The sequence below is a fragment of the Streptomyces sp. NBC_01298 genome (genome assembly GCF_035978755.1).
Taxonomy (GTDB): Bacteria; Actinomycetota; Actinomycetes; order Streptomycetales; family Streptomycetaceae; genus Streptomyces.
Genome location: NZ_CP108414.1, coordinates 6,489,417 through 6,504,669, shown reverse-complemented (window position 1 = coordinate 6,504,669; position 15,253 = coordinate 6,489,417). Strand labels below are relative to the sequence as shown.

Annotated in this window: 15 protein-coding genes; 6 read left to right on the top strand and 9 right to left on the bottom strand. The window is 70.9% G+C overall.

Annotated features, from left to right (window positions below; translation table 11 throughout):
* The first annotated feature begins 73 nt into the window (after positions 1–73).
* From OG730_RS29575 to OG730_RS29565, 3 genes are all read left to right on the top strand, one after another.
* Positions 74–697, top strand: coding sequence for a GntR family transcriptional regulator (locus OG730_RS29575; RefSeq protein WP_243330441.1), 624 nt, complete (start codon positions 74–76; stop codon positions 695–697).
* Between the two features lie 245 nt (positions 698–942).
* The gene (aceE, locus tag OG730_RS29570) at positions 943–3,627 is read left to right on the top strand and encodes a pyruvate dehydrogenase (acetyl-transferring), homodimeric type (protein WP_327307087.1); all 2,685 of its coding nucleotides are present in this window, start codon (positions 943–945) and stop codon (positions 3,625–3,627) included.
* A 167-nt stretch (positions 3,628–3,794) separates the two neighbouring features.
* Positions 3,795–4,313: a DUF4240 domain-containing protein gene (locus OG730_RS29565; protein WP_243330439.1), complete on the top strand. Its 519-nt coding sequence runs from the start codon at positions 3,795–3,797 to the stop codon at positions 4,311–4,313.
* A 35-nt stretch (positions 4,314–4,348) separates the two neighbouring features.
* Here OG730_RS29565 and OG730_RS29560 read toward each other — a convergent pair whose 3' ends face one another.
* Positions 4,349–5,119 carry an SDR family NAD(P)-dependent oxidoreductase gene (locus OG730_RS29560; protein WP_327307086.1) on the bottom strand — a complete coding sequence of 257 codons (771 nt, stop codon included), beginning with the start codon at positions 5,117–5,119 and terminating at the stop codon, positions 4,349–4,351.
* 87 nt (positions 5,120–5,206) lie between these two features.
* Here OG730_RS29560 and OG730_RS29555 point away from each other — a divergent pair, with 87 nt between their 5' ends.
* Positions 5,207–5,860: a TetR/AcrR family transcriptional regulator gene (locus OG730_RS29555; RefSeq protein WP_327307085.1), complete on the top strand. Its 654-nt coding sequence runs from the start codon at positions 5,207–5,209 to the stop codon at positions 5,858–5,860.
* A gap of 26 nt (positions 5,861–5,886) precedes the next feature.
* On the opposite strand, the gene OG730_RS29550 is transcribed toward OG730_RS29555, so the two are convergent.
* Both OG730_RS29550 and glnA read right to left on the bottom strand, forming a co-directional pair.
* Positions 5,887–6,204, bottom strand: a complete 318-nt coding sequence (locus OG730_RS29550) for a MazG-like family protein (protein WP_327307084.1) — start codon at positions 6,202–6,204, stop codon at positions 5,887–5,889.
* A 107-nt stretch (positions 6,205–6,311) separates the two neighbouring features.
* Positions 6,312–7,721, bottom strand: a complete 1,410-nt coding sequence (glnA, locus tag OG730_RS29545; RefSeq protein ID WP_327307083.1) for a type I glutamate--ammonia ligase — start codon at positions 7,719–7,721, stop codon at positions 6,312–6,314.
* A 184-nt stretch (positions 7,722–7,905) separates the two neighbouring features.
* On the opposite strand from glnA, the gene OG730_RS29540 reads away from it, so the two are divergent.
* Positions 7,906–8,373, top strand: coding sequence for an RDD family protein (locus OG730_RS29540; protein WP_327307082.1), 468 nt, complete (start codon positions 7,906–7,908; stop codon positions 8,371–8,373).
* Positions 8,374–8,484: 111 nt separating this feature from the next.
* Here the strand turns inward: OG730_RS29540 and OG730_RS29535 are convergent, their stop codons facing one another.
* The 5 genes from OG730_RS29535 to OG730_RS29515 all read right to left on the bottom strand — a co-directional run bounded on the left by OG730_RS29535 (position 8,485) and on the right by OG730_RS29515 (position 12,035).
* Entirely contained in the window at positions 8,485–9,183 is a 699-nt protein-coding gene (locus OG730_RS29535) for a DUF4191 domain-containing protein (RefSeq protein WP_327307081.1), read from the bottom strand.
* A gap of 10 nt (positions 9,184–9,193) precedes the next feature.
* Complete coding sequence (locus OG730_RS29530) at positions 9,194–9,391, bottom strand: SCO2195 family GlnR-regulated protein (protein WP_266909348.1); 198 nt, start codon at positions 9,389–9,391, stop codon at positions 9,194–9,196.
* 343 nt (positions 9,392–9,734) lie between these two features.
* Positions 9,735–10,688, bottom strand: coding sequence for a lipoyl synthase (gene lipA, locus OG730_RS29525; protein ID WP_327307080.1), 954 nt, complete (start codon positions 10,686–10,688; stop codon positions 9,735–9,737).
* A gap of 110 nt (positions 10,689–10,798) precedes the next feature.
* Positions 10,799–11,596 carry a lipoyl(octanoyl) transferase LipB gene (lipB, locus tag OG730_RS29520; protein ID WP_327307079.1) on the bottom strand — a complete coding sequence of 266 codons (798 nt, stop codon included), beginning with the start codon at positions 11,594–11,596 and terminating at the stop codon, positions 10,799–10,801.
* Between the two features lie 88 nt (positions 11,597–11,684).
* A complete protein-coding gene (locus OG730_RS29515) occupies positions 11,685–12,035 on the bottom strand; it encodes a hypothetical protein (RefSeq protein ID WP_327307078.1) in 351 nt (116 codons plus the stop codon).
* 173 nt (positions 12,036–12,208) lie between these two features.
* Here OG730_RS29515 and OG730_RS29510 point away from each other — a divergent pair, with 173 nt between their 5' ends.
* On the top strand, positions 12,209–13,723 hold the full coding sequence (locus tag OG730_RS29510; protein WP_327307077.1) for an NsdA family TPR-like regulatory protein: 1,515 nt from the start codon (positions 12,209–12,211) through the stop codon (positions 13,721–13,723).
* A gap of 225 nt (positions 13,724–13,948) precedes the next feature.
* Here OG730_RS29510 and OG730_RS29505 read toward each other — a convergent pair whose 3' ends face one another.
* On the bottom strand, positions 13,949–15,199 hold the full coding sequence (locus tag OG730_RS29505; RefSeq protein WP_327307076.1) for an FAD-dependent oxidoreductase: 1,251 nt from the start codon (positions 15,197–15,199) through the stop codon (positions 13,949–13,951).
* Positions 15,200–15,253 lie beyond the last annotated feature (54 nt).

The following is a 15,253-nucleotide window of genomic DNA, read 5'->3' as shown; positions in this document are numbered from 1 at the left end:
GGCGCCGCCGTATTGTCTACGCATCAAGGCCCCGCATGCCCCTGCACACCCATCAGGAGATGAAGCCCCGATGATCACCCCACCCGTCGTGCACTCGCTGCGCGAGCAGATCCGCGAGCACATCGTGGAGGGGATCGTCAGCGGGCGCTGGAAGCCCGGTGAGCGCATCGTGGAGCGCCGGATCGCGGTGGAGCTGGAGGTCAGCCAGACCCCCGTGCGCGAGGCCCTGCGCGAGCTGGAGACGCTGCGGCTGATCGAGTCGGCGCCGAACAAGGGCGTGCGCGTACGGAACCTGTCCGCGGCGGACCTGGAGGAGATCTATCCGGTCCGGGCGGGCCTGGAGCAGATCGCGGCCGAGCTGGCCGCACCCCGCCTGGCCGCCGACTGCTCGGCCCTGGAGCCGCACGTGGCGGCCCTGTGGGAGGCCGACCGCAGCGCGGACGGCACGGCCCAGGTGCGGCACACCGTGGGCTTCCACCGGGAGATGGTGCGGGCCGCCGGGAACAGCGTGCTGCTGCACACCTGGGAGTCCCTGGGCATCGAGGTCTTCACGGCCCTGTCCATCCGTTGGCTGGGAACCGTCCAGAAGTCCTACGCCGAAGAGCACGAAGCCCTTGTGGACGCCTTCCGCAACCAGGACCCCGACATCGGCCTGCTCGTGAAGCGGCACGTTCTGGGCTGCGCGCCCCGGGCGTGAACTAGCCGACACACCCCCCGCGAGACTGCCCCTCTTGCCCCGAATTGCCCGGCACCGGGTGCCTGTTTTCATGGCACCCGGTGCCGACTTTCTTCATATAGACGTTTCTATGTCACATTCATTTGATCGATCATCGATCAGCGCCTTACAGTCATCCGCGGACCCCACCCGGGTCCAACGACCCTGTCCTGCCCGTCAGGGATTTCTTCACCACCTCTCCTTTGTCCGGAAGGCGGCGCACACCGATGTCCGACCCCGTAGGAAAGCTTCCGAGCGAGCTCGACCAGCTCCCGGACCGCGACACCGAGGAGACCGCCGAATGGGCGGCCTCCCTCGACGCCGTCGCCAAGGCCGCCGGTACGCGCCGCGCCGAGTACCTGCTCCGTCGCACCCTTCAGCACGCCGAGGCCGCCGGCCTCGCGCTGCCGAAGCTGCTCGAGACGGACTACGTCAACACCATCCCCACCGCCGCCGAGCCGGAGTTCCCCGGTGACGAGGCGATGGAAGCCAAGATCACCGCCTGGAACCGCTGGAACGCGGCCGCCATGGTGACCCGCGGCTCCAAGTACGGCGTCGGCGGCCACATCGCCACCTTCGCCTCGGCCGCCTGGCTGTACGAGACCGGCTTCCAGCACTTCTTCCGCGGGAAGGAGGCCGACGGATCGGGCGACCAGCTCTACATCCAGGGCCACGCCTCCCCCGGCATCTACGCCCGCGCCTTCCTCGACGGCCGGATCTCCGAGCAGCAGCTCGACAAGTTCCGCCAGGAAGCCGGCGGCAACGGTCTCCCGTCCTACCCCCACCCGCGGCGCCTGCCGTGGCTGTGGGAGTTCCCGACGGTGTCCATGGGCCTCGGCCCGCTCTCCGCGATCTACCAGGCGCGCTTCAACCGCTACCTGCAGAACCGGAGCATCAAGGACACCGCCAACTCGCACGTCTGGGCCTTCCTGGGCGACGGCGAGATGGACGAGCCCGAGTCGACCGCCGCCCTGGCCCTGGCCTCCCGCGAGCAGCTCGACAACCTGACCTTCGTCATCAACTGCAACCTGCAGCGCCTCGACGGTCCGGTCCGCGCGAACTTCCGCGTGGTGCAGGAGCTGGAAGCCCAGTTCCGCGGCGCCGGCTGGAACGTCATCAAGTCGCTGTGGGGCTCCGCCTGGGACGAGCTGTTCCAGCTCGACACCACGGGCGCCCTGGTACGCCGCCTGCGCGAGGTACCCGACGCGCAGTTCCAGACGTACGCGACCCGCGACGTGGCCTACATCCGCCAGCACTTCTTCGGCGCCAACGCCGAGCTCGTGCAGCTGGCCGGTGTGCTCTCCGACGCGAAGATCGCCGAGTGCTTCCACAGCTCCCGCGGCGGCCACGAGCCCCGCAAGGTGTACGCCGCGTACAAGGCCGCCCTGGAGCACAAGGGTGCTCCGACGGTCATCCTCGCGCAGACCGTCAAGGGCTACACGCTGGGCGCCGGGTTCGAGTCGAAGAACGCGAACCACCAGATGAAGAAGCTGACGATCGACGAGTTCAAGGACATGCGTGACCTCCTTGGCCTCCCGATCCCGGACAGCGCCTTCGCCGACGGCCAGGTCCCGTACGGCCACCCGGGCGCGAACAGCCCCGAGGTGCAGTACCTGAACGAGCGCCGCGCGGCGCTCGGCGGTCCGGCCCCGGCCCGCAAGGTCAAGCACGTGGCCCTGCCTGCTCCGGCGGACCGTTCCTTCGCCCCGCTGCTCAAGGGCTCCGGCAAGCAGGAGATGGCCACCACCATGGCCTTCGTCCGGCTCGTCAAGGACCTGATGCGGGACAAGGAGACCGGTAAGCGCTGGGTTCCGATCGTCCCGGACGAGGCCCGTACCTTCGGTATGGAGTCCCTCTTCCCGTCGGCCGGCATCTACTCGCCGCTGGGCCAGACCTACGAGCCGGTCGACCGCGACCAGCTCATGTACTACAAGGAAGCCAAGGACGGCCAGATCCTCAACGAGGGGATCACCGAGGCCGGCGCCATGGCCGACTTCATCGCCGCCTGTACGTCCTACGCGACGCACGGCGAGCCGATGATCCCGTTCTACATCTTCTACTCGATGTTCGGCTGGCAGCGCACCGCCGACCAGATGTGGCAGCTCGCCGACCAGCTCGGCAAGGGCTTCATCGTCGGCGCCACCGCCGGCCGCACCACCCTGACCGGTGAGGGCCTGCAGCACGCGGACGGCCACTCGCACCTGATCGCGTCCACGAACCCGGCGTCGCTCAACTACGACCCGGCCTTCGCGTTCGAGATCGCGGTGATCGTCAAGGACGGTCTGCGCCGGATGTACGGCGAGAAGCCGGAAGACGTCTTCTACTACCTGACGGTCTACAACGAGCCGAAGGTGCAGCCCGCCATGCCGGAGGGCGTGGAGGAAGGCATCCTGCGCGGCCTCTACCGCTTCAACACGGCGGCGGACCTCGCCGAGGCGGCCCCGGCCGCCGAAGCCCCGAAGATCCAGCTGATGGCTTCCGGTACGGCCATCCACTGGGCCCTGGACGCGCAGAAGCTGCTCGCCGCCGACTGGAACGTGGCCGCCGACGTCTGGTCCGCCACCTCCTGGGGCGAGCTGCGCCGCGACGCGCTGGAGTGCGACGAGGCGCTGCTGCGCGGGGAGATGCGCACCCCGTTCGTCACCCGCGCCCTGGAGGGCGTCACCAGCCCGGTGCTCGCCGTCTCCGACTGGATGCGTCAGGTCCCGGACCAGATCAGCCAGTGGGTCGAGCAGGACTACACCTCGCTGGGTACGGACGGCTTCGGCCTCTCCGACACCCGTGAGGGCGCCCGCCGCCACTTCGGTGTCGACGCCCAGTCGATCGTGGTGGCCGCGCTGGCCCAGCTCGCCCGCCGCGGCGAGGTCCCGGCGTCCTCCATCAAGGAGGCCCGGGAGCGCTACGGCCTGTAGGCCCCGGCGGCCCGGACGGCCGGTGTTCTGAAAGATCGTGAGGCGGTCCGCTCCTTCGGGAGCGGGCCGCCTTTCGCGTGCGCATGCCGCCGTGCGGGGGCCCGGACCGGCCTTTCGCGGCACGCGCGGTGGCGGCGAGGGGGTGTACCCGTGATGCTTGAGCGGTGATGGACGAGACGGAGTTCTGGGAGATGGTCGACCGTACCCGCGAGGCCGCCGAGGGCGACCCCGAGGAACACGCCGAGCTGCTGGTGGAGCGGCTGGCGCAGCTCGACCCGGATTCCGTCCTGGACTTCGCGCGGCACTTCGAGTCGCGGTACAACCGGGCCTACACGTGGGACCTGTGGGGCGCGGCGTGGGTGCTGCTCGACGGGGCCAGTGACGACGCGTTCGACTACTTCCGGTGCTGGCTGATCGGCCAGGGCCGGGAGGTCTTCGAGGGCGGGGTGCACGATCCGGACCAGCTCGCGGAGCTCCTCGACGAGTTCGACGAGGAGATCGACGGGGACGGCGAGGAGCTGGGGTACGCGGCGGACGAGGCGTACGAGCAGCTGACCGGGTCGGTCGCGCCGGATCTGGGGATCCCGCTGCAGGCGGCGGAGCCGGAGGGCGCTGCGCTGGACTTCGAGAACGAAGCCGTGCTCGCGGAGCGCTTCCCCCGGCTGTGGGACCGCTTCAGGGGCTGACGCCCCCTGGGCCGTCCCGTTCGGACCTTGCCGCCTCAGGCGTGCGTGCCGCCGTCGATGCGGATCTCCGTACCGGTGATGAAGGCGCCGTCCTCGGAGCCCAGCATCGCGACGACGCCGGCGACCGTCTGCGGGCCGGCGAAGCCCTGGCCGAGGGCCGGGGCGAGCTTGGCGAACAGGCTCCAGTCGGTGTCCTCGGGCAGGCCGGGGCCGTTGCCGGTGGTCATGCCGCTCTCGATGGAGCCCGGCGCGACGGCGACGAAGCGCAGCCCCTGCTTGCTGTACTCGGCGGCGAGCGCGTGGGTCATCGACTGGATGCCGCCCTTGCTGGCCGCGTAGGCGGACATGTAGGGGTGGGCGAAGGACGCCGAGGTGGAGCTGAAGTTGACGACGACCGGCTGGTCGCCGCCCAGCAGCGCGGGCAGCGACTCGCGGATGACCAGGAACGTACCGGTCAGGTTCACCGCGATGATCTTGTTCCAGAGTTCGAGCGTGGTCTGGTGGGTGTGCGCGGAGCGCAGGATGCCCGCGGCGTTGACCAGCACGTCGATGCCCGTGAGGGCGTCCACCGCGGCGGCCACGCCCGCCTTGACCGCGGCCTCGTCGGATATGTCGAGGACCGCGGTGGTGAGGCGGTCCGCGTGCCCGTCGGCGGCGGCCCGGTCGGCGGTGGCCTTGAGGCCGGCCTCGTTGACGTCCACGGTGTGGACCCGGCCGCCCTCGAAAAGGATGCGGTGGACGGTGGCCTGGCCGATGCCGGAGCCGCCGCCGGTGATGAGGACGCGACGTCCTTCGTAACGGTTCATGGGGAGGAGCGTACTCCCGGCATGACACGTTTTGCCAGCCTGTCAAAACGTGCATTTGGCCTCGTGGCGCCGAGGTATCCTTCCCCGGTGAGATCCCCTCGTCCGTACTCTCCCCAGGCCGGCCCCGGAGCCCAGTCGCTGAACGAGCGCCGCAAGGCGGCCACCCAGCTCGACATCGCCCGCGCCGCCTGCGAACTCTTCGCCGAGCACGGCCCCGACGGCACCACCGCCGAGGACATCGCCCACCGCGCGGGCGTGGCGCTGCGCACGTTCTACCGCTACTTCCGCAACAAGCAGGAGGCCGTCGCCCCCCTGCTCGCGGGCGGCGGCGACGCCTGGCGCGCGCTGCTCGCGGAGGAGGACCCCGGTACCCCGCTCACCGAGGCCCTGGAGCGCGCGGTCACCCGCTCCCTCACCGGCCCCCAGGCGCTCGACGAGGGCCTGGAGGTCACCCGCGGCCTGCTGCGCGCCGCCACGACCGACGAGGCCCTGCGGGCCGTCTGGTACCGGGTCAACCAGGACTCCGAGGAGCGCCTGGTCCCGGTCGTCGCCCGGCTCGCCGGCCCGGACGCCGAACCCCTCGCCGTACGCCTCCTCGCGGCGGCGGCCACGGACGCCATCCGCATCGCCCTGGAACTCTGGTCCACCACGGACACCCCGCCCACGGGCCCCGGGTCCCCCGCGGACCTCGCGATCCGCTGCCTGCGCGACCTCACGGGCGCGATGCCCCTGACGCGCTGACCCGCCACCGACCGGCCACCGACCCGTCACAGGAACCGGGCGGACTTCTCCTTCAGGTGCTCGGCAAAGAAGGCGGCGGCGTCGGGCCGCATCCGAACCAGCGCGACCATCGCCGTGACGATGACGTCGGCGACCTCCGCCTCCACGTCCCCCCAGGTGTGCGAGTTCCCCTTCCGCGGATTGGTCCCCTTGGCCCCGATCACGGCCTGCGCGGCCTCCCCGAACTCCTCCCCGATCTTCAGGACCTGCAGCGTCACGCTCTCCTCCCGCGCCACCCCGCGCTCCCGGTCGTGCTCGTCGAACCGCGCCCCGAGGGCTGCGATGGTCTTCCAGGTGTCGTCCATCCCCCGACGCTAGCGCCGCGCCGCCGCAACGCAGAAGCCCCGCCCCCCTCTCGGAGAAGGGGGCGGGGCTTCGTTCGATCAGTGCGTCAGCACGACCACGGCACGGCTTAGAGGTCGAAGTAGAGCTCGAACTCGTGCGGGTGCGGGCGCAGCGCGATCGGGGCGATCTCGTGGGTGCGCTTGTAGTCGATCCAGGTCTCGATCAGGTCGGGGGTGAAGACACCGCCGGCCAGGAGGTACTCGTGGTCCTCCTCCAGGGCCTTGAGGACGTCCTCGAGGCTGGTCGGGACCTGCGGGACGCTCGCGTGCTCGTCCGGGGAGAGCTCGTAGAGGTCCTTGTCGATCGGCTCCATCGGCTCGATCTTGTTCTTGATGCCGTCGAGGCCGGCCAGCAGGAGGGCCGAGAACGCCAGGTACGGGTTCGAGGACGGGTCCGGGGCGCGGAACTCGACGCGCTTGGCCTTCGGGTTCGAGCCCGTGATCGGGATGCGCATCGCGGCGGAGCGGTTGCGCTGCGAGTACACCATGTTGACCGGCGCCTCGAAGCCCGGGACCAGGCGGTGGTACGAGTTCACCGTCGGGTTGGTGAAGGCCAGCAGCGACGGGGCGTGCTTGAGGATGCCGCCGATGTAGTAGCGCGCCATGTCCGACAGACCCGCGTAGCCGGTCTCGTCGTAGAACAGCGGGTCGCCGTTCGCCCACAGCGACTGGTGCACGTGCATGCCCGAGCCGTTGTCGCCGAAGATCGGCTTCGGCATGAAGGTCGCGGTCTTGCCGTTCTTCCACGCGACGTTCTTCACGATGTACTTGAAGAGCATCAGGTCGTCGGCCGCGGCGAGCAGCGTGTTGAACTTGTAGTTGATCTCGGCCTGGCCACCGGTGCCGACCTCGTGGTGCTGACGCTCGACCTGGAGGCCCTGGGCGTCCAGCTCGAGGGAGATCTCGGCGCGCAGGTCGGCGAAGTGGTCGACCGGGGCTACGGGGAAGTAACCACCCTTGTAGCGGACCTTGTAACCACGGTTGTTCTCCTCGGAACCGGTGTTCCAGGCGCCGGCCTCGGAGTCGATGTGGTAGAAGCTCTCGTTCGCGGTGGTCGCGAAGCGCACGCTGTCGAACACGTAGAACTCGGCCTCGGGGCCGAAGAACGCGGTGTCGGCGATGCCGGTCGAGGCCAGGTACGCCTCGGCCTTCTTCGCGACGTTGCGCGGGTCACGGCTGTAGGCCTCGCCCGTGATCGGGTCGTGGATGAAGAAGTTGATGTTGAGCGTCTTGTCCTTGCGGAACGGGTCCAGGCGCGCGGTGGTGATGTCGGCACGCAGCGCCATGTCGGACTCGTGGATCGCCTGGAAGCCGCGGATCGAGGAGCCGTCGAACGCCAGCTCCTCGTTCGGGTCGAAGACGCGCCCCGGGATGGTGAAGTGCTGCATCACACCAGGCAGGTCGCAGAAGCGGACGTCTACGAACTTGACGTCGTTGTCCTGGATGTACTGCGTCACTTCGTCGGCGTTCTTGAACATCCAACTCCTCCTACTCCCGACCCCGGGGCAGGGCGGGCTTTATAGCTAGTGGTGCGTCAGTGCGGTGCCGCACGCTGACCCGACCATAAGCAGACGGGGTTTCTCAAGCATGACCCATTTGTTTCGCACAAGTTAACCAGGGTCCCGCCCGAAGGGCGCTCGACGGCACCGGTACCGTGTTGGCGTGGACAAGAGGCAAGCAATCGGATCGTGGCTCTCCGGCCCCCGCGAGGCCGCCGAGGAGATGGGTGCCGACTTCGGTTACCCCGGCAAGCAGCTCGGCCTGCCGCAGCAGGGGCCCGGCTCGGTGGCCCGTTTCGGCCGCCGGCTCGGCGCCGTGGCCATCGACTGGCTGGGCTGCCAGCTGATCACGTACGGCCTGATCACGGGCCGTGACTGGAACGGCTCGGGGAACTGGACACTGGCCGTCTTCGTCGCCCTGGTGATCCTGACGGTCGGCACCGTGGGCTTTACCCCCGGGAAGCGGATCCTCGGCCTCCAGGTCGTCTCGCAGGACGGAGGCCGGCTCGGATTCGGCCGCGTGGTGCTCCGTACCCTCCTCCTCGCCCTGCTGATCCCGGCCCTCGTCTGGGACCGCGACGGACGTGGACTGCACGACCGCCTCAGCCGCGCCGTACAGGTCAGGATCTGAGACGCGGATCCGAGAGCGAACGCGGACACGGAGAACGAACACAGAGGGGCGCCCCGGGCCGATGGCCCGGGGCGCCCCTCTGTGTCGCACGTGTCGTATACGAAAAGCGGATCAGCGCATCTTTCCGCCGCGCGGCATGCGCATCCCCTTGGGCATCGGGCCCTTCGGGATCGGCATGTTGCTCAGCAAGTCGCCCATGGCCCGCAGCTTGTCGTTGACCTGGGTGATCTGGGGACCGGAGAGCACGCGGGGCAGCTTCATCAGGGTCGTACGGACCTTCTTGAGCGGCACCTCGCCCTCGCCCTTGCCCACGATGAAGTCGTGGACCGGGATGTCGGGCATGATCCGGGCCAGCTTCTTCTTCTCGTTCGCGAGCATCGGCTTCACCCGGTTCGGGTTGCCCTCGGCGATCAGGACCACGCCGGCCTTGCCCACGGCACGGTGCACGATGTCCTGCTGCTTGCTCATCGCGACGGCGGGGGTGGTGGTCCAGCCCCTGCCCACGTTGTCGAGTACGGCCGCGGCCGCGCCCGGCTGTCCCTCCATCTGTCCGAAGGCGGCCGTCTCGGCTCGCCGCCCGAAGATGACCGCCATCGCCAGGAACGCCACCAGGAAGCCCAGGATGCCCAGGTAGACCGGGTGGTCGATCAGGAAGCCGATCGCAAGAAAGACACCAAAGGTGACGATTCCCACGCCCGCGACGATCAGACCGACCTTCGGGTCGGCCTTGCGCGTCATCTTGTACGTCAGGGCGATCTGCTTCAGTCGCCCGGGGTTCGCAGCAGTCTCTGCGTTTGACTTCCTCGCCATGCAGCGAAGTTTACGTGGCCTTCTCGGTCCGGGTCGCCGCGGCCTCGAGTACGTGCTCGGTTTCGACCCGGTCCTGGGCCCTGCGGCGGTCTTCGAGGACGGCCGTCCAGGCGTTCCGGCGGGCGCCGCTCATGAGCAGCGACTCCAGGCCGCGGACGGCGTCGGTGAAGGACGGAATGGCGATGGCGCGTACGGGCGCGGCCTGCATGGTGTCGACCCTTTCACGGTGCTCACGTCGGGGGTTGCCAAGCGTGTGTGCGGTGCGTCGAACAATCGTCACTGACTGGTGTTACCAGGGCATGACCGACTGGTCAAACAGTGATGAAACCTTGATGCGGCCCACCAGGTCTCTCGCTGAAGAGAGCCTAGGGGCCGCATCGGTGCGGGGTTACCCGTAAGTAAGACTTTGTGCGCGAGTTCACATACCTCGCGCACCATGCGCCTCAGGAGGCGCGTCAGACCGTCGCGCGCTTCTCGGTTTCAAGGTCGAGCTCCGCGTCGCCACCGCTCCGGCCGCGTGCCCGCCCTCGTTCCTCGGACGGACCCACGACCTACGCTACGGCTCCGCTGCGCTTCTCCATCGCCTGCTGGTACAGACGCCCGGCGCGGTACGAGGAACGGACCAGCGGGCCGGACATGACTCCGGAGAAGCCGATCTCCTCGGCCTCCTGCGCCAGCTCCACGAACTCGGCCGGCTTGACCCAGCGCTCGACGGGGTGGTGCCGCGGCGAGGGCCGCAGGTACTGGGTGATGGTGATGAGCTCGCAGCCCGCCTCGTGGAGGTCCTTCAGCGCCTGGCTGACCTCCTCGCGCTCCTCGCCCATGCCCAGGATCAGGTTGGACTTGGTGATGAGGCCGTAGGCCCGTGCCCGGGTGATGACGTCCATCGAACGCTCATAGCGGAAGCCGGGGCGGATGCGCTTGAAGATGCGCGGCACCGTCTCGATGTTGTGGGCGAAGACCTCGGGGCGGGAGGCGAAGACCTCTTCCAGCAGCTCCGGGACCGCGTTGAAGTCCGGGGCAAGCAGCTCGACCTTGGTCTGGCCGCTCTCGCGGCCCGCCGTCTGCTGGTGGATCTGGCGCACCGTCTCGGCGTAGAGCCAGGCGCCGCCGTCCGCCAGGTCGTCGCGCGCGACGCCCGTGATGGTGGCGTAGTTCAGGTCCATCGTGACGACGGACTCGCCGACGCGGCGGGGCTCGTCGCGGTCCAGCGCCTCGGGCTTGCCCGTGTCGATCTGGCAGAAGTCACAGCGCCGGGTGCACTGGTCACCACCGATGAGGAACGTGGCCTCGCGGTCCTCCCAGCATTCGTAGATGTTCGGACAGCCGGCCTCCTGGCACACCGTGTGCAGTCCTTCGCCCTTCACCAGGGCCTGCATCTTGGTGTACTCGGGACCCATCTTGGCCCGCGTCTTGATCCACTCGGGCTTGCGCTCGATGGGCGTCTGGGCGTTACGGACCTCTAGGCGCAGCATCTTGCGTCCGTCGGGTGCGACTGCGGACACGACCGGCTCCCTGTGACTTCGATTCTTCGGCGCCCACCAGGGTACGCCCGTAATTTCGTACGTTCTTCACTCGGCCAACCTGCGGGCGGCCCGACCCATTCCCGCGCGAACTAGCCCGCGACGGGCTCTATCTCCCTGGGCTTCGGCTCCGCCTGCTCCAGCACGTCCTTCAGGTGCCGTTCGATCACCGGCAGCACCTCGGCGATGGTGATCTCGCGGCCCAGTTCGTACGAGAGCGAGGTCACACCGGCGTCGCGGATCCCACAGGGGACGATTCGGTCGAACCAGGTGTTGTCGGGGTTCACGTTGATCGCGAAGCCGTGCATCGTGACGCCCTTGGCGACCCGGATGCCGATGGCGGCGAGCTTGCGGTCCTCGCGGCGCTGGCCGGCGTTGGACGGGGCGTACTCGGGGCCGTTCAGCCGGGGGTCGAACTCCTCGTCGTGCAGCCGCGGGTCGAAGTCCAGCGAGAGGCCACCGATCTTCGGACGCTCCTCCACCGGGTCGCCGAGCACCCAGACCCCGCTGCGCCCCTCGACGCGGGTGGTCTCCAGGCCGAACTCGGCGGCCGTGCGGATCAGCGCGTCCTCCAGGCGGCGGACGTGGGCGACCACGTCGACCGGGCGGGGCAGCTTCATGATCGGGTAGCCGACCAGCTGGCCCGGGCCGTGCCAGGTGATCTTGCCGCCGCGGTCCACGTCCACGACGGGGGTGCCGTCGAGCGGGCGCTCGCTGTCGGCGGTGCGCCGGCCGGCCGTGTAGACGGGCTGGTGCTCCAGCAGCAGGCAGGTGTCCTCGATCTCGTCCGCGAAGCGGGCCGCGTGCACCCGGCGCTGTTCTTCCCAGGCCACCGTGTACTCGACGGCCTCCGGACCGAAGCCCATGCGGACAAACCCAAGCTCAGCCACCGCGGCGCCTCCTCGTTGAACCTGCCGACGAACTTGCTGTGTGCACCTATCGCACCCAGCAAGGGTACGGCGGCCCCCGCGGGCCCCGTCAGCCGCCCGTCCCGGACAGGGCCCAAGGCCCTGGATCCGGGGGCCCGGGCGGTCCGGGGAGCTGTTTCGGGCGCCTGCGGCCCTTCGGCGGCCGGTCCGGGTCCTCGTCCGCCCGGGGCAGTCGGCGGTGCCCCTCGGTGTGGTCGTTCACCCAGCCGCAGACCCCGCACGCGTAGCGCCCGTCGAGACCCGCGATGTACGTCCCGCAGCGCCGGCACTCCGCCTCGGTGAGCTCTGGCGCGACCAGGTCGGGCACGAGCGGCGGGGCCGTGGACTCTGCGTGGCTGCCGTCGCCTCCGGGGCGCTCGCAGCTGCCGGGGGGAGGCTCCCCGGTGGGCCGGCGGGTCATGGGGCGCAGCGTACGCGGGTGGAGGGGGTCGGTCCGTAAAGAGACCCACCGGTTCTGCACACGATCGGATGAATGTGGGACAGAGAGGGCGGTCCGGGCAAGGTTCGCCGCTACATTCACGCCGTTCACAGGGCCGGGACTCCGGTCCGTCACGTCAGGAGACCGTGGAGCCGATGACGGAACGACCTGCCCAGCGCGTCCCCAACCGGCAGCTCTCGGCGCTGATCGCCGAGGCCGGGTTCTCCAACGCCGGGCTCGCCCGCCGTGTCGACCAGCTCGGTCTGGAACACGGTCTCGATCTGCGGTACGACAAGACCTCCGTGACCCGCTGGCTGCGCGGGCAGCAGCCGCGCGGCACCACCCCGGCGCTGATCGCGGAGGTGTTCACCCGGCGCCTCGGCCGGCGGCTGTCCGCCCAGGACCTGGGCCTGGACGCCTGCGCCCCGGTGTACGCGGGACTGGAGTTCGCGGCCACCCCCGAGGAGGCCGTGGACATCGCCAGCGGGCTGTGGCGCAAGGACTCCGGTTCGCACGCCGAGCTGCGCAAGATCGCCTTCACTCCGGCCGGGCTGGTGGTGCCCAGCCGGGACTGGCTGATCGGGCGCGCCGACGAGCGGGTCGGCCGGGGCGCGGAGCAGGCCGCAGCACGCGTTCCGGAACAGGGCCGCCCCGAAGCGGGCCGTACCGAGCTGGGCCGCCCCGAGCTGGGCCGTACCGAGCTGGGCCGTCCGCTGCCCGGACGGTCCTCGGTGCCCCGGCAGCGGCAGATCGACCGCGGGCCCGGGCAGCGGGTGACCGGCGGTGACATCGCGGCGCTCAGATCGGTGGGCGAACTGTTCCGCACCCTGGACCACGCCTACGGGGGCGGCCACGCCCGCCAGGCCCTGGTGCGGTACCTGGAGCACGAGGCCGAGCCGATGCTGCGCGGCACGTACGGGGAGACCACCGGACGCCGGCTGTTCTCCGCCGCCGCCGACCTGACCCGGCTCGCGGGCTGGACCTCGTACGACATCGCCGCGCACGGGCTCGCCCAGCGGTACTTCGTCCAGGCGCTGCGGCTGGCCCAGGCCGCCGGGGACCGGCCGTACGGGGCGTACGTGCTGATCACGATGAGCCGGCAGGCGGTCTACCTCGGCCACGGCCGCGAGGCGGTGCAGCTGGCCCGGGTGGCCCAGCAGGGCGTGGGCTCCGGGCCGCCGCCGGTGGTGCAGGCGCTGCTGCACTCGGCGGAGGCGCGCGGGCACGCGGTGCTCGGGGAGGTCAGGGCGTCGACGGCCTCGCTGGTGCGGGCCGAGCGCGCGCTGGGGGCGGCCCGGCCGGGGGACGACGTACCGCACTGGGCGCGCGACTACGACGAGGCCCAGCTCGCGGACGAGTTCGGGCACTGCCACCAGGACCTCCAGCAGTACCGGGCGTCGGCGCAGCACGCGGAACGGTCCCTGCAGCTGCGGGCGCCCTCGTACGCGCGCTCGCGGCTGTTCTGCCGGGTGGTGCTGGCGACCGCGCGGCTGGGGCTGGGCGAGCTGGACCAGGCGTGCGCGCTGGGCGCGGAGGCGGCGCAGCAGGCGATGGAGATGCGGTCGGTGCGGGCGGTGGAGTACGTACGGGACTTCGAGCGGCGGCTGGAGCCGTACCGGGACGCGTCCGCGGTGCGGGGGTATCGGGACCGGGTGGCCGCCTTGTCCTGACCCTGCGGGTCGGCTGGGGTGTCGGCTGCGGTGTCGGCTGCGCCCCTCGGCCCCGGCGGGGTGGGTGCGCCCCCGGGGCCCGGCGGGTGGCTGCGCCGTGGTGCCCCCGCGGGTCCGCTCCCGGGGCTCCGCCCCGGACCCCGCTCCTCAAACGCCGGAGGGGCTGGATTTGGGCCGCGGTTGCCCGCGGGGCGAGTCGGCCCCGCGGGCGCGGTGGGTGGTTGGTCAGGCCGCCACCGGGAGGGCGGCTCGCGGGGCGGACGGGACGGGGATGCCGAAGTCGCGCAGGACGGCGGCGGCGGCTCGGCGGGCCGAGCGCAGGGCCCCCTCGACGGTGTTGGTATCCCGGTGGTCGCCGCACACGTACAGCCCGGCCAGGACCCGGACGGTGCGCCGGTGGTCCTGCGGCGGCGGCATCGCGGGGACGGCCTCGGGGGTGTGGTGGACGGTGAGCAGCTCCCAGTCCCGGGTCGCGGTCTCGTAGAGCCGGGCGAGGCGCGAGGCGACCGTCCGGGTGGGCGGTGGCGGGCCGAACACGGTGGTGGTGACCAGGCTGCGGCCGGCGGGGGCGCGCGTCGGGTCGACCGCGCTCATGACGGCCGTGTGGGCGACGGGCCAGTCCGGGTCGCCGTCCAGGAGCAGCGAGCCGTCCGAGGCGAGCGGGGTGGTGGTGGCGTGGTGCATCACGGTCACCTGGTGGAAAGCGGGCACGCGCAGGCCCGGGAGCAGTTCGGCGGCGGCCCGGGCGCCGGTGGCCAGGACGGCGGAGCGGCAGCTGAAGTCGCCGTGTTCCTCGGTGGTGACCAGGTTGGTGGCGACGGAACGGACCCGGACCCCGGTGCGTACGGTGCCGGGCGGCAGCGCGGCGGCGAGCAGTCCGGGCAGGGTGGCGGCGCCGCCCTCGGGTACGGCGAGGCGGCCGCGCGCGAAGGTGCGCAGGGCCAGGTCGGCGACGCGGCTGGAGGTGGTGAGCGCGGGGTCGCGCAGGAGCGCGGCGAGGAGCGGGCGCAGCGTCGTGCCGAGGCTCCTGGAGCTCAGGGCGGCGTGCGCGGTGCGCTCGGGCCGGGCCAGGAGGCGTTCCTCGGGCAGGGCGGCGAGGCGGCCGAGCGCCGCTCCGATCCGGGCCTGGTCGAGGGAGCCGCTGGTCAGGGCGCGGGCGGGGGTGAGTGCCCCGGCGCGCAGTGTCCTGCCCTCGCTGTGGACGAGGGCGCCGGGCGCGAAGGGTTTGAGGACCAGGCCTTCCAGGCCCGGGGTGCGGGCCGGTTCGGTGTAGGCGGTGTTCAGGATCTGGCCGATCCGGTCGAGCCGGAAGCCGTCCACGGTCTCGGTGGCCATCCGGCCGCCCGCGTCGTCCGCGCCCTCCAGGACGATGACCGTGACCCCGGCCGCGATCAGGTGGTGCGCTGCCGCGAGTCCGGAGACTCCGGCTCCTACGATGACCACGTCCGCGTGATGTGCGTGTGCGCTGTTGAGCACGTGCCCCTCCCCGAGGTCGGCCCGGCTGTGTGGGGAACCTCCTTCCCCCAACGG